Source organism: Streptomyces sp. NPDC051555 (assembly GCF_044454405.1).
GTDB lineage: Bacteria > Actinomycetota > Actinomycetes > Streptomycetales > Streptomycetaceae > Streptomyces.
This window is the reverse complement of the sequence record NZ_JBITDP010000011.1, coordinates 36,823-50,448: the sequence shown is the minus strand read 5'-3', so window position 1 is coordinate 50,448 and position 13,626 is coordinate 36,823. Positions and strand designations below refer to the sequence as shown.

At 73.1% G+C, this 13,626-nt stretch carries 14 protein-coding genes; 7 read left to right on the top strand and 7 right to left on the bottom strand.

Annotated features, from left to right (window positions below):
• Positions 1 to 66: 66 nt before the first annotated feature.
• Positions 67 to 1,458: a tannase/feruloyl esterase family alpha/beta hydrolase gene (locus tag ACIBEA_RS22450; protein WP_399263545.1), complete on the bottom strand. Its 1,392-nt coding sequence runs from the start codon at positions 1,456 to 1,458 to the stop codon at positions 67 to 69.
• A 321-nt stretch (positions 1,459 to 1,779) separates the two neighbouring features.
• On the opposite strand from ACIBEA_RS22450, the gene ACIBEA_RS22445 reads away from it, so the two are divergent.
• A complete protein-coding gene (locus tag ACIBEA_RS22445) occupies positions 1,780 to 3,012 on the top strand; it encodes a sensor histidine kinase (RefSeq protein ID WP_399263543.1) in 1,233 nt (410 codons plus the stop codon).
• Positions 3,009 to 3,800 (top strand): response regulator, encoded by a 792-nt coding sequence (locus tag ACIBEA_RS22440; RefSeq protein WP_399263540.1) that lies wholly within the window; start codon positions 3,009 to 3,011, stop codon positions 3,798 to 3,800. Before ACIBEA_RS22445 ends, ACIBEA_RS22440 begins: the two co-directional genes overlap by 4 nt.
• Before the next feature lie 47 nt (positions 3,801 to 3,847).
• Here the strand turns inward: ACIBEA_RS22440 and ACIBEA_RS22435 are convergent, their stop codons facing one another.
• Together ACIBEA_RS22435 and ACIBEA_RS22430 are read right to left on the bottom strand one after the other, a co-directional pair.
• Complete coding sequence (locus ACIBEA_RS22435; protein WP_399263539.1) at positions 3,848 to 4,252, bottom strand: DUF4440 domain-containing protein; 405 nt, start codon at positions 4,250 to 4,252, stop codon at positions 3,848 to 3,850.
• Between the two features lie 42 nt (positions 4,253 to 4,294).
• Entirely contained in the window at positions 4,295 to 4,951 is a 657-nt protein-coding gene (locus tag ACIBEA_RS22430) for an HAD family hydrolase (protein ID WP_399263537.1), read from the bottom strand.
• 136 nt (positions 4,952 to 5,087) lie between these two features.
• On the opposite strand from ACIBEA_RS22430, the gene ACIBEA_RS22425 reads away from it, so the two are divergent.
• Complete coding sequence (locus tag ACIBEA_RS22425) at positions 5,088 to 5,849, top strand: maleylpyruvate isomerase family mycothiol-dependent enzyme (RefSeq protein ID WP_399263535.1); 762 nt, start codon at positions 5,088 to 5,090, stop codon at positions 5,847 to 5,849.
• 111 nt (positions 5,850 to 5,960) lie between these two features.
• Here ACIBEA_RS22425 and ACIBEA_RS22420 read toward each other — a convergent pair whose 3' ends face one another.
• Together ACIBEA_RS22420 and ACIBEA_RS22415 are read right to left on the bottom strand one after the other, a co-directional pair.
• Positions 5,961 to 7,589 carry an AMP-binding protein gene (locus tag ACIBEA_RS22420; protein WP_399263533.1) on the bottom strand — a complete coding sequence of 543 codons (1,629 nt, stop codon included), beginning with the start codon at positions 7,587 to 7,589 and terminating at the stop codon, positions 5,961 to 5,963.
• 92 nt (positions 7,590 to 7,681) lie between these two features.
• Entirely contained in the window at positions 7,682 to 8,734 is a 1,053-nt protein-coding gene (locus ACIBEA_RS22415) for an aldo/keto reductase (RefSeq protein WP_399263946.1), read from the bottom strand.
• Between the two features lie 239 nt (positions 8,735 to 8,973).
• Here ACIBEA_RS22415 and ACIBEA_RS22410 point away from each other — a divergent pair, with 239 nt between their 5' ends.
• The 4 genes from ACIBEA_RS22410 (at position 8,974) to ACIBEA_RS22395 (ending at position 12,709) form a co-directional block, all read left to right on the top strand.
• The gene (locus tag ACIBEA_RS22410; RefSeq protein ID WP_399263531.1) at positions 8,974 to 10,269 is read left to right on the top strand and encodes an MFS transporter; all 1,296 of its coding nucleotides are present in this window, start codon (positions 8,974 to 8,976) and stop codon (positions 10,267 to 10,269) included.
• Between the two features lie 21 nt (positions 10,270 to 10,290).
• Positions 10,291 to 10,878, top strand: a complete 588-nt coding sequence (locus ACIBEA_RS22405) for a GNAT family N-acetyltransferase (protein WP_399263529.1) — start codon at positions 10,291 to 10,293, stop codon at positions 10,876 to 10,878.
• Between the two features lie 45 nt (positions 10,879 to 10,923).
• On the top strand, positions 10,924 to 12,162 hold the full coding sequence (locus ACIBEA_RS22400; RefSeq protein WP_399263527.1) for an MFS transporter: 1,239 nt from the start codon (positions 10,924 to 10,926) through the stop codon (positions 12,160 to 12,162).
• Positions 12,163 to 12,289: 127 nt separating this feature from the next.
• Entirely contained in the window at positions 12,290 to 12,709 is a 420-nt protein-coding gene (locus tag ACIBEA_RS22395) for a hypothetical protein (RefSeq protein ID WP_399263525.1), read from the top strand.
• Between the two features lie 46 nt (positions 12,710 to 12,755).
• Here the strand turns inward: ACIBEA_RS22395 and ACIBEA_RS22390 are convergent, their stop codons facing one another.
• Together ACIBEA_RS22390 and ACIBEA_RS22385 are read right to left on the bottom strand one after the other, a co-directional pair.
• Positions 12,756 to 13,064: a hypothetical protein gene (locus tag ACIBEA_RS22390; protein ID WP_399263523.1), complete on the bottom strand. Its 309-nt coding sequence runs from the start codon at positions 13,062 to 13,064 to the stop codon at positions 12,756 to 12,758.
• 133 nt (positions 13,065 to 13,197) lie between these two features.
• Entirely contained in the window at positions 13,198 to 13,611 is a 414-nt protein-coding gene (locus ACIBEA_RS22385) for an Mpo1-like protein (RefSeq protein WP_399263521.1), read from the bottom strand.
• Positions 13,612 to 13,626 lie beyond the last annotated feature (15 nt).

The following is a 13,626-nucleotide window of genomic DNA, read 5'->3' as shown; positions in this document are numbered from 1 at the left end:
CGACCCGTGGGAGGCCGACGCCCGCGATCACCGGGTCGAGGGGTCAGAGGGGACGGAAAGGGGGGTTCAGAGGGTGCAGCCCGCGGGGATCTCGCCGTTCGCGGTGCGCTCGCCGGGCAGCGGCACGGTGTGGCTGGGGGGCGGAGCGACGCCGCTCCGCGTCCAGTTCACCAGGTCGTCGAACGCCTCGGTGAAGCAGGACTGCATCGAGCGGACCGCCTTCGGTGCGACGTCCCGGAAGCCGTCGGTGTGGGTTCCGTTCTCGATCCGGTAGTACCGGTGCAGGTCCGCGCGGCCGGAGTCGGCGACCAGCTTGTCGTAGACGTCCCCGGTCCGGGTGATCGGCAGCAGGACGTCGTAGGTCCCCTGGAGCGTGATCAGCGGCCGGGAGATGCGGCCGGTCAGGGAGACCCGCCCGACGGCGTCGTGCACTGCCGCGGGACGGGAGGCGTAGTCGTAGTCGGTGTCGCACCCGGCGCCCGTCCCTTCGGGGCAGAAGGGGGTGCCGCCCTGGACGGGACCGTCGTACTCGGGGTCGAGTTCCTCGCGGATCGTGCGCTGGAGGGAATCCCACAGGCCCTTGTGCGCCCTCCACAGGTCCTCGGACCCCTTCGGGTACCCCTCGGCGTACATCGCCTCCGCCGCGCCGGGCTCGTGCCGCTCGAAGCGGGGATAGGCGCGCAGCGCCGGAGGCAGGTTGGTCAGCAGGTTCGGGGCGTCCCGGGTGAGCAGGAGGCCGTTCCAGTCGATTCCGCCCGTGTACAGCTGCGGGAAGTGCTCCAACTGCCAGCGCACCAGGTAGCCCGCCGCGGACAGCCCGGCGGCGTAGGTCTGCGTGGGCGGGCGACCGTAGTGCTGCGCGGTCACCAGCTTGGCCGCGACGGCCAGTTGGGCGACCCGCAGATGCCACTCCATGATCGCGTCGCCCGGCTTGTCACCGTCCTTGTACAGCTCGGGGCCGGTGTTGCCCTTGTCGGTGGCCGCGTACGCGAAGCCCTTGGCCAGCACCTGGTCGCTGATGATCTGGTCGTTGGCGTACTGCCTCCGGGTGCCGGGCGGGCCCGCGACGACGAGGCCGCCGTTCCAGTGCTCGGGCAGCCGGATCACGAACTGGCTGTCGTGGTTCCAGCCGTGGAGGGTGTTGGTGGTCGAGGTGTCCGGGAAGTATCCGTCGAGTTGGACGCCCGGTACGTGCGAGGGGTTGACGGTGCCGGCCGCCTGGAGGCCGCCGTAGTCGATCGGGTCGGTGAGACCGCGCGGCAGGAGCGCGGCCGTGGTGAGGTCGTCCAGGCAGTGGGAGACCAGGCGCTCCGCCCCGGGAACCCGCAGCCGCCGGCCCTGGCACGCGGAGTTCGCGGCGTACGACGGATCGGCGGCGCTCGCGTCGACGGCCGGGAGGAGGGCGACCGCCAACAGGGCGGTTGCGAGGGCTGCCAGTGATCGCCGGTGTGGGGACATGGGATGGACGCTCCTTGGGATGGCCGTGCGGTGATCGAACGAGGCGACCGTAGGCCGCGCCGCGGGGCGCCCGGCAGTGCCGACCGGCCAGTCCCCCGGCACCCCGCGGCCCGGCCCCCGTGACCGCCGCGAACACCCCCCTGCCGAAGGACACATGACCTCCGGCCACACCTGGGAGGTGGCCCGCCGCGCACGGCCGCGTCCGCCGGTGCTGACGTATCGTTCCTGGTGAACAGCCGGGTGCTGCGCGGATCCGGGTGCCGGTGCCCGCTCGCGGCGAGCGCCGGCGACCCGTGCGCCACCCCGTCGAGAGGATTCCCGATGACCTCGCCCCCCATCGCCGTACCGTGGATACCGCCCGTGCTGTACGCGGCCGTCCTGCTCGGCGGTGGCTACCACGCGGCGGTGTCGGACGGCCCCGTGCACACGGCGCGCGCGGCCGGTTTCGCGGCCGGGCTGGTCCTCTTGCTGCTCCTCGAACTGGCCGAGCACCGCCGGTTCCGGCACGGCACGCCGAGGGGTGCGGCGGCGGCCCTGTCGGCGGTCCGGGTCGTCCTGTTCTCGGTGGTGGCCCTCCTGGACGGGTCGGGGGTGTCGCGGGCCCTGTTCGTGCTGGTGCCCTTCACGGCCCACCTGGCCTTCGGTCGGCGCGCGGGCCTGTTCTCGGGCGCGGGATGCGTCGCGCTCCTGGTCACCGGCTACACGGTGTGGGTGCCCGACTGGTGGGTCCGGGCGGCCTACGTCTCCGACCTGTTGATGTTCGTGCTCGCGCTGGCCCTGGCGCTGTCGATGGCGGCCGTCGCCGTGCGGGAACAGGCGGGCCGGGCCCGACTCGAAGGCGTCCTGGCCGAGTTGGAGCAGTCCCACGAGCTGTTGTCCGACTTCGCGTTGCAGGTGGCCGAGCTGTCGACGGCGAGCGAGCGCAACCGGGTCGCCCGGGAGATCCACGACAGTCTCGGCCACCACCTCACCGCCGTCGCGATCCAGTTGGAGAAGGCCGAGGCGTTCCGCACCCTCGATCCGCCGGCCGCCGCCAAGGCGGTCTCCGACGCGCGTTGGTCGGCCGGGCGCGCGCTGAGCGAGGTACGGGAGTCGGTCGGCGCCCTGCGCGACGCCCGGCCCTTCTCCCTCACCCGGGCGCTCGCCGATCTGGTCCGCCACCTGGGGGACGAGCGGCTGACGGTGACGCTGGAGGTGACCGGGGACGAGAGCGGCTACGACGCCGCGTCGCTCACGGCCCTCTACCGGGCGGCCCAGGAGGCGCTGACCAACGCCCACCGGCACGGTCGGGCCACCCGGATCGAGGTGAGCGCCGCCTACGGCGAGTCCTCGGCCCGGCTGGTCGTCGCGGACAACGGGCGGGGGTTCCCCGCATCCCCGAACGCCACCCGCCCGAGCCGGACCGGCTACGGGATCCGCGGCATGCGCGAGCGCGTCGAACTCCTCGGCGGGCGCGTCGACATCGAGGACCGGCCGACGGTCGGCCGCTCGTCCGGAGCCGTCGTCACCATGACGGTCCCGCGCACCCCCGCGCTCGCCGGGAGCCCCGCATGAGCGCCCCGGCGGGAGAAACCGGCACCCCGGGCACGAGCGGCCCGGACCTGAGCGGCCCGGACCTGAGCGGCCCTGCGGTGGACACCGGCGCGGCGGCGCCCGTGCGGGTCCTGGTCGTCGACGACCAGGAACTCGTCCGGGAGGGCATCGCCTCCCTGCTCGGCATCCAGCCCGGCGTGAGCGTCGTGGGGACCGCGTCCGACGGACGCCGGGCCGTCGAAGCGGCCGTCGCGCACCGCCCGGACGTGGCGCTGGTCGACGTACGGATGCCCGGCATGGACGGCATCGAGACCACGGCGGTGCTCACGGCCCGGGTGCCGTCCTGCCGGGTCGTCATGCTGACCACCTTCGACGACCAGGACTACGTGGCCCGGGCGCTGCGGGCCGGCGCCGTCGGCTACCTGCTCAAGAACCTGCCGTCGGCCGAACTCGCCCGTTCGGTGCGCCTCGTGCACGCCGGGGTGGCCCAGCTCGACGCCTCGGTCATGACCCGCCTCGCCGCCTCCCTGGCCGCTCCCGACCCGGCCGCGCCGAGCACGCCGGTGGTGGCAGCCGCCGTGCCGACGGCCGTCGGACCCGTCCCACCGGAGCCGTCGCAGAACCTGACCGGGCGCGAGGTGGACGTGCTGCGACTGATCGCCGGTGGGTCGACCAACCGCGAGATCGCCTCCCGCCTCTACCTCAGCGAGGGGACCGTCAAGAACCACATCTCGCGCATCCTCGGCCGTCTGGGCCTGCGCGACCGCACCCAGGCCGCGCTGTACGCCCGGGACCACGGCCTGCTCTGAGGCGGAGGGCGGCCGGCTCCTGGACTCCGGCGCCGACCGCGGCGCGGTTACGCGGCGGGGCGGTCGTACCAGGAGAAGGCGGCGATGCGCCAGCCGTCGGCGGTGCGGACGAACTGGATCGTCTTCGTCCCGCCGCCCTCGATGGGCTCGCCGTCCAGGATCCCGGACTTGCGGTATTCACCGAACCTCGATGCGATGTCACCGGCGATCTCGGTCCGTTCGGAGGTCTCCCACTCGGTGAACTCGACGAGCCGACCCTCGGTGAGCAGGCGCCGGCGGGGCTCGATGAACTCGTCCACGCTGTAGACGGTGAAGTCGGGTCCGGTCATGACGATCACGCCACCCGGTAGGACCAGCCGTCGAAGACACTCCAAGTCAGCAGTCCTGCCACCCCGGTTGTCGAACGCACCGAAGAATTCCGCGGTCACCTGATCGATCTCGGCCTTGGACATGGCGCGACATTAACACGACCGCACACCCGTTCCCCCGCCCCGTCACACCCCCTGCTCCGCGATGAGGACGGGCAGCTTGCGCATGTCGTCGAAGACGACGGTGCCGGGGCCCGCGAGCCGTTCGGCCGGGGTGAGTCCGCCCGCATAGCCGAAGGAGCGCATCCCGGCGGCGCGGGCCGCCTGGACCCCCGGTCGGCTGTCCTCGACGACGACGCAGGCGGCCGGGTCCACGCCCATCCGCCGCGCCGCGTGCAGGAAGAGGTCGGGGGCGGGCTTGCCCCGGGGCACCTCGCCGGCGCTGAAGATGTGCCCCTCGAAGCGCTCGTGGAGCCCCGTGACACCGAGCGTGTGCCGCATCTTCTCGTGCGAGCCGCTGGAGGCGACGCAGACCGGCAGCGTGATCGCGGCCAGCGCCTCGGGCAGGCCGTCGACCGCCTCCAGTCCGGCGTCCACCGCCTCCCGGTGGCGCCGCATGAGCCGCTCCCACCACACGGCGGCCGTCTCCTCGCCGAGCCGCTCCGCGATCTGCTCGCAGATGGACTCCTTGGAACGCCCGATGAAGCGGTCGACGACGTCGGCGGCGGTCAGCGGCCAGCCGAGCTCCGCCCCGAGGGCGACCTGGAGGCGAAGGGCGATGCGCTCGCTGTCGACGAGCACCCCGTCGCAGTCGAATATCACGAGTTCTATCGGCTTGATCATCCCGGCATCATACGAACGCCCCACCGGCCCTCCCCCGCTGCCTCCGCTCCCCCGCTCCCGCCCCGCGCCCGGTGCGTCCCGGGCAGGTCCTCCCGTGGGTTAGCGTCGACGACGACACGACCAGGAAGGACCAGACATGAATCCCGCCCAGCACGTCGCGGCCGTCGCGGCGCAGAGCGCGCGCTTCGTCGCCGCGGTCAAGGGTGCCGACCCCGCCACCCCGGTGCCGTCCTGCCCCGGCTGGACGCTCGCCGATCTGACGCGGCACGCCGGGAGCGTGCAGCGCTGGTTCTGTGTTCTGCTGCGCCAGCGCGTCCAGCAGCCCCCGACCAGCCGCGACGTGGACCTGCGGCTGCCGGAGCAGGACGCCGACTACCCCGAGTGGTTGGCCGAGAGCGCCGCACAATCCGCGGAGGTGTTCGCCACCACCGACCTGGACGCGCCCATGTGGGCCTGGGGTCTCGACCAGCACGCCCGCTTCTGGGTCCGCCGGATGCTCTTCGAGACCGTCGTGCACCGCGCCGACGCCGAACTCGCCCTGGGGATCGCACCGCAGATCGACCGCGCGGTGGCGGTGGACGGCATCGACGAGTTCCTCACGAACCTGCCGTTCGCCGCGTTCTTCGCGCCCGGCACGGCGGCACTGCGCGGCCCGGACCGCACCATCGGCTTCCACTGCACGGACGGCGGCGACAGCCGGCTGGTCCGGCTGCGCCCCGACGGCTTCGGGCTGGTCACCGACGCCAGCGACGCGCCGGAGCCCGACGCGACGGTCCTGGGGACCTCCGGCGACCTGCTCCTGTTCCTCTACGGCCGTCTCGACCGCACGGACGAGGCGTTCCAGCAGCGGGGCGACCAGGAACTGCTCGACCTCTGGTCCGCCCACTCGGCGTTCTGACGGCCCCTCGCCGCCGCTTCCGGGATCCCCACCCGCCGCACCGGGCGGGATCCCCCCGGCCGCGGCCGCTCAGGCGGTCGCGGTCAGGCGGTCGCGGTCAGGCGGTCGCGGTCAGGCGGTCGCGCTCAGGAGTCGGACCGCCTGCGCGCGCATCTCGATCTTCCGGATCTTCCCGGTGACGGTCATCGGGAACTCCTCCACCACATGGACGTAGCGCGGGATCTTGAAGTGGGCCAGCCGACCCGCGCAGTACGCGCGCACGGCCTCCGGGGTCAGCGGCTCGGCCCCCTCGCGCATCCGGACCCACGCCATCAGCTCCTCCCCGTACTTCGCGTCGGGTACGCCGATGACCTGCACGTCCAGGACGTCCGGGTGTGCGTGCAGGAACTCCTCGATCTCCCGCGGATAGACGTTCTCCCCGCCCCGGATCACCATGTCCTTGATCCGGCCGGTGATGCTCAGGTAGCCCTCGTCGTCCATGACCGCGAGGTCGCCCGTGTGCATCCAACGGGCCGCGTCCACGGCCTCCGCCGTCCGCTCCGGCTCGGCCCAGTAGCCGAGCATGACGGAATACCCGCGGGTGCACAGCTCCCCCGGTTCGCCCCGGGGCAGGGTCCGGCCGGAGTGCGGGTCCACCACCTTGACCTCCAGGTGCGGGCCGACCCGGCCGACGGTGGCGACCCTGCGCTCCACCGAGTCGTCGGCGCGGGTCTGGGTGGACACCGGCGAGGTCTCCGTCATCCCGTAGCAGATGGACACCTCGGTCATCCCCATGCGCTCGATGACCTCGCGCATGACCTCGACCGGGCACGGCGAGCCCGCCATGATGCCGGTGCGCAGGCTCGACAGGTCGTAGTCGTCGAAGGCGGGATGGGCCAGCTCGGCGATGAACATCGTGGGGACGCCGTAGAGCGAGGTGCACGCCTCGGCCTGGACGGCGGCCAGCGTGGCCCCCGGGTCGAAGGAGGGCGCGGGGATCACCATGGTGGCACCGTGGCTGGTGCAGGCGAGGTTGCCCATGACCATGCCGAAACAGTGGTAGAAGGGGACCGGGATGCACACCCGGTCCTCTTCCGTGTAGTGACACAACTCCCCCACGAAGAAGCCGTTGTTGAGGATGTTGTGGTGCGAGAGGGTGGCTCCCTTGGGGAAGCCGGTGGTGCCGGACGTGTACTGGATGTTGATGGGGTCGTCCGGACTCAGTGCCGCCTGGGCGCGGGCCAGTTCGCCCCGGTCGCCCGAGCGGCCGCGCTCCGACAGGGAGGACCACAGCGGCCCTTCCAGCAGAACCACGAACTCCAGCTCGGGACAGCGCGGCCGGACCTCCTCGATCATGCCCGCGTAGTCGGAGGTCTTGAACCGCTCGGCCGCGACCAGCAGGCGGATCCCGGACTGCTGGAGGACGTACTCCAACTCGTGCGCGCGGTAGGCGGGGTTCACGGTGACCAGGACCGCGCCGATCTTCGCGGTGGCGTACTGCACCAGGGTCCACTCGGCGCGGTTGGGGGCCCAGATGCCGACGCGATCGCCCTTGGCGATGCCGAGGTCGAGCAGGCCGAGGGCGAGGGCGTCGACGTCGGCGGCCAGCTCCGCGTACGTCCACCGGCGCCCCGCAGCCATGTCGACGAGGGCGTCCCGGTCGGGGAACCGGCGCACGGTGCGGTCGAGGTTCTCCCCGATGGTGTCGCCGAGCAGGGGTAGTGCGCTGGCTCCGGACGCATAGCTCGACGTGACGGACACACGTTCCTCCAGGGCGGGGCGGTGGGCGCGGGCCCCGGCGGGCCGGCGTGCCCCATGATCCCCGGCGCCCGCGCGAGCGTCCACCCACCGGGTCAGCCGGCGGCCCGCTCCGTGACCGGACGGCGGCGCTGGGCGAGTTCGGTCACCGCGGGCGGGTTCCAGACGCCGTCCGGGCGGTACAGGTCGGTGCCGGGCGGCACGATCTCGTCGATGCGGTCGAGGGTGGCGTCGTCGAGCGTGAGCGCGGCGCCCCCCAGCAGGGACCGGAGCTGGTCCATCGTGCGCGGGCCGATGATCACCGAGGTGACCGCCGGGTGGACGGTGGGGAAGGCCACGGCCAGTTCGGGCAGGGTGCACCCGATGGAGTCCGCGAGCTCGATCAGCTGTCCCGCCGCCGCCAGCTTCGCCGCGTTCCCGGGGACGGCCTGGTCGAAGCGGGCGGGGGTCAGCGCGGCCCGGCCCGAGGTCAGGTCGACGGGTGCGCCGGGGCGGTACTTGCCGCTCAGGAAGCCGGAGGCCAGCGGGCTCCAGGTCAGCACGCCCATACCGTGGCGCCGGGCGACCGGGAGCACGTCGCGCTCGATGCCGCGCGCGAGGATCGAGTAGGGGGGTTGCTCGGTCCGCATGCGCGGCAGTGCGCGCCGCTCGGAGACGTGGTGGGCCTCCGCTATCTCCTCCGCGGGGAAGGTGGAGCAGCCGAAGGCCCGGATCTTCCCTTCCCGGACGAGGTCGCCCAGGGCACCCAAGGTCTCCTCGATGTCGGTGGTGTGGTCGGGGCGGTGCACCTGGTAGAGGTCGATCCAGTCGGTGCCCAGCCGGCGCAGGCTGTCCTCCACGGCCCGGACGATCCAACGCCGGGAGTTTCCGCTCCGGTTGCGCCCCTCGCCCATCGGGAAGTGCACCTTGGTGGCGAGGACCACCTCGTCGCGGCGCCCGCCCGCCAGGGCCTTGCCGACGATCTCCTCGGACTCCCCCGCGGAGTACATGTCGGCGGTGTCGACGAAGTTGATGCCCGCGTCGAGTGCGGCGTGCACGATCCGCACGCAGTCGCCGTGGTCCTTGTTCCCCACGGCGCCGAACATCATGGTGCCGAGGCAGTGCACGCTCACTTCGATGCCGGTACGGCCGAGGCTGCGGTAGTTCATGGTCATGCCGGTGCACTGTAGGAGTTGGAGCGCGCTCCAGGTCAAGGGCCCCGGTCGACTTGATCGACTGCACCGGCTCCGGGGGCTGCTCGGGCTTCCGCCACGCTGCTAGCCTGACCGGCATGTCCCTCCTCTGTGCGTAGGACCCCGCACCGACCGCCCGCTGTCCGGGCGGTCATCAGGCGTCCCCGCACATTCGCGGCGCCCCTGCGCGCGCCGCCCTCCAGAGGAAACCCGTCGTGTTGTTCTCTTCCTATCGCGCTGTCCTGCGCGCCCCTCACGCCTGCCGTACCTTCGGCGCCGCCCTGCTCGGGCGGCTCTCGTACGGCATGGTGTCCCTCTCCCTGCTCCTCGCCGTCAAGGACGCCACCGGCTCGTACCGGACGGCGGGGACCGTCATGGCCGTCTTCGGTCTGGCGAGCGTCTCCCTCTCCCCCGTCCGGGCCCGACTGGTCGACCGGTTCGGTCCGCGGCGGGCCCTGGTGCCGATGGCGGGTGCGTACGCGCTCCTGCTGACGGCGCTGACCTGGCGCCCGGGCGTCTCCGGGAGCGCCCTGGTGGCACTGGCCGCCGTCGCCGGATGCTGCACCCCGCCCCTCGGGCCCGTGATGCGGGCGCTGTGGAGCACCCTGTTGCCGGACCGCCTGATGCTGCAACGTGCCTACAGTCTGGACGGGGTGGCCGAGGAACTGCTCTTCGTCAGCGGCCCGTTGCTCGTCGGCCTGCTGGTCCGCGGCGCCGTACCGGCGGCGGGCGTGGCGGCCAGCGCGGCGCTGGTCCTGGTGGGCACGCTCGCGCTCGTCTCCTCACCCGTCGCCCGGTCGCTGCCCGGGTCCGCCGGAGCCCGGGCGGGCGACGGGCGGTCCGACGCCCCGGCCGGACCGCCGGCTCCCGAGCGGCGCCGGTCGTGGTCTTCCGGGCTGGGCGGCGTGGTCGTGGTCGCGATGGGGGTGGGCGCCGGGTTGGGCGGCCTGGACCTGCTCGTGGTCGCCTTCGCGGACCAGCGCCACCAGCCGGGCGCGGCTCCCTGGGTGCTGGCCGCCCTGTCCACGGGCAGTGCGCTCGGGGGGCTGGCGTACGGCGCGGTGGGCTGGCGGCTGCCCGGGCGGCAGCGGCTGGTGCTGATCGCGACCGGACTGGCGGTGTCCCTGGCCGCGGCGGGATGGGCTCCGAACACGTACGTGCTGGCCGTACTGGCGGCCCTCGCGGGCGTGTTCATCGCACCCGCCATCACCACGGCCTATCTGATCGCGGACGAGTCGGTCGGTGCGGCCCACCGCATCCGGGCGGGTGCCTGGATCAACACGGCGCTCAATGCGGGGACGGCGGGCGGCGCCGCGGCCATCGGCCTGCTGGTCGGGCGGCTGCCCGTGGCCGGCTGTTTCGTGTGGTCGGGCGCCTTGGTCCTGCTGTCGGCGCTCACGATCGTCGCCGTGGAGCGGCTGCGGCCGCACCGCACCCGCGCCGGGGCGGGGATGCAGGTGGGGAGGGAGGCAGAGGCAGAGGCAGAGGCAGAAATGGTGGCACGTACATGATCGGTTTGGCAGGATGCCGCCATGATCTCCCCCGAGCCGGTACCGCCGGTCGTTCCCGAAGGTCGCATGGCCGCCGCCGATCAGCCCGTGCTCGACCTGGCGGACGGCATGGAGCTGCGGCCCTGGCGCTCTGACGACGCGCCCGCGCTGGTGGCCGCCGGCCTCGATCCCTCGATCCGGTTGTGGAACATGCTCCGGACCTGGACGCCGGACGAGGCGCGCGGGCGGATCGAGGGCATGCGGCGGCGCTGGCGCGCCGAGTCGGGCGCCCTGTGGGCGATCGCCCGTCCCGACGGCGCGGTCGTCGGCCTGGCCGGGTGGAACGACATCGACCTCGCCGCCGGCACCGCCGAGATCCTGTACTGGGTCCTGCCCGAGGCGCGCGGGGGCGGCCTGGCCGTGACGGCCGCACGGCGCGTGTGCCGCTGGGCCCTGGAGGAACTCGGCCTGCACCGGCTCCAGTTGTTGCACTCGGTGGAGAACCCGGCGTCCTGCCGGGTGGCCGACAGGGCCGGGTTCACCCCCGAGGGCACGCTGCGCAGCGCGGTCCTGCACGCGGACGGGTGGCACGACATGCACCTGCACGCGCTGGTGGCGGGCGACCTCTGATCCCCCTCCGGGGCGCCGCGCGTGGCTCCCGGTAGGGTCCGGCGGATGGATATCCCCACGCCACCCGCCCTGTTGCGGAACAAGCGGTTCCGCACGCTGCTGCTCGCGAGCCTCGTTTCGGCGAGCGGCTCGGCGATGGCGCCGGTCGCCCTGGCCTTCACGGTGCTCGGGTTCGACAGCCGTCCGGGCTCGCTGGCCCTCGTCCTGGCCGGCAGTACGGCGCCCCAGCTGATCCTGTTGCTCGTCGGCGGGGTCGCCGCGGACCGTTTCTCCCGACGGCGGCTGATCGTGATCGGCAACGTGGTGCCGGCGCTGACCCAGGCGACGGTCGCCCTGCTCGTCCTGTGGGGAGCCGCGAGCACCGCCCGCGTCGCCGTGTTCGCGGCTGTCGCCAGCGGCGCCTCCGCGCTGGCCTCGCCCGCCATGAACAGCCTGTTGCCCCAGTTCGTCGAGGCCCCGCGGCTCCAGGAGGCGAACGCGCTGCTGCGCCTGCCGACCAACCTCGTCCGCATCCTCGCTCCCGCGATCGGCGGCGTCCTCGTCGCGCTCGTCGGTCCGCAGCTGACCCTCGCATGGGACGCGGCCAGTTTCGCGATCGCCGCGCTGCTCTACAGCAGGCTCTCGATCGCCGGGCCCGTCGCGGCGCGGGGGTCCGTGCTCCGCGACTTCCGCACCGGCTGGAACGAGTTCCGCGGGCGGTTCTGGCTGTGGTCCTACACGCTGTCCGGCACCTTCGTGGTGGCCTTCTGGCTGGGCGGGTACGGGCTGCTCGGTCCGGTGGTCGCCCACGACACCGATCTCGGCGCGGCCGGGTGGGGCACCGTACAGGGGTCGTTCGCGGTGGGGCTGGTGCTCGGCGGGGTGCTCTCGCTGCGCTGGCGGCCCTCCCGCATCATGATCGCCTGCGTGGCCGCCAACCTCCCGCTGGCGCTCCCCCTGTTGGCCCTGGCCGCGGGCGCTCCCCTGCCCGTCCTCGCGGTCTCGGCGGCCCTGGCGGGGGTGGGGGTGGACATCTCGATCGTGTGCTGGAACACCGTGATGCAGCAGCAGTTGCCGGTCGAACTGCTGGGGCGGCTCGGCTCGTTCAGCTCGATCGGCGAACAGCTGGCCGTGCCGCTGGGCTATCTCCTCGTCGGGGCCGCCGCGGCCTCTTGGGGAGCGGCGCCCGTACTGCGGGCCGCCGCGGTGGCGATGACCCTGGCCACCGTGGCGCTCTTCGCCGCCCCGAGCCTGTGGGCGCTGCGCCGGGCGCCGGCTACCGAGGGGTCCGCCGTGCGCGTGTGACCTCCGGCGGGTCCTCGAACGCCGGACAGCCCTGAATCGGGGGCTGGATTCGGGGTGGCCGGAAAGTGTGGGTACTCTGCGGTGCCCTCGAAGACCGGGGGCGTACCGTCCCCGCTCAGGAGGAACCATGGCCGTCAAGAAGGCCACCATTCAGCAGCAGGTGGCACAGGCCATCGCCCAGGTGAACCCGGCCGACAGACCGCTCGTCACGATCCAGGCGATCGCGGGCCCCAGCGTGTGGCTCATGAGCATGCTCGGGCTGATCGGGCAGGCGTTCCTCACCTACTACTTCATCACCGTCACCGAGCAGGCCGTGGTGATACACAAGGCCGGCCGGATGAGCAACCGCCCCCAGGAGATCGCCTTCGCGATCCCCGCGCACGAGGCCGTCGGCATCATCTCCGGCGTCGACCGCAACACCATCTGGAGCTCGTTCCGCCTCCAGCTGCCCGGTCAGCCGAAGCCGACGCGGATGAACGTCCACCGCCTGTGGCGCGCCGAGATGGACGAGCTGCTGGGCCGGATGACCGGTCAGCCCATCGCCTGACGGCGAGCGGGCGGCCGCCCGGCGCGGCCCACGCCACCTCCACCGCTCAGGAGGTGGCGTCCCGCCGGTTCTTGCGTCCGGCGAGCTGACCCTGGACGTAGGGGTCCACCTCCTGGGCGTACGGGCCGCCGTGGGCGGAGAGCACGTCGGTGATCCGCTCCCACTCGGCCACCGTGGCGCGGGTCCGCACGTCGGCCTCCTCCAGGTCCCCGGCGGCCTGCTCCGCCGCTTCGAGCGCCTCGGCGCTCTCGTGGTGGGACATCCCCGCGGCCAGCCGCCGCACCTCGTCGCACGCCTCGCGCTCCACCGAGGTGGGGCCGTCCTGCACGAACTCCGGGCCGTCGGCCGCTTCCATGGGGTTCCCTTTCCTCGCACGCTCGCCCTGGACCTGCGGGATCGCGCCCCGCAGTGCGCATTATGCGCGGGCGGCGGACCGCGCCGTCACCCGGGCGGCGGTTCCGTGGGGTCCGCGGACCCCACGGGTTCCGTCAGGCCGCGTGGTCCAGGGAGCGGGGGCACTCGGTGACGCCTTCGGCGACGGCGCCGGAGGTGTCCTCGACGAACTCCGCGGCGGCGTCCTGCTCCGCGAGGCGCGCCAGTAGCTCCTTCAATTGGCCGCCCCGGCCCGTGGCCATCATGTAGATCATCTTCAGGTCGCCGGAGAAGGCCGCGCCGGGGTCGGTGAACCCGACCGGCAGGTTGCGCTCGAAGACGAAGTGGCCGCTCCACGCGAAGGCGAAGAAGGCGGCCGGTACCGTCCACAGCCGTCCGGGCCTGCGGCGGCGCACGGTGACCACCGCGGCCGCCGCGGCGGCGGACATGCCCACGACGTGCATCCAGCGGCTCGCCTCGCTCGTGTGCCCGCGCATGTACTCCTCGAAGCGCTGGTCGAACTCCCTCATCACGGAACTCCTCGC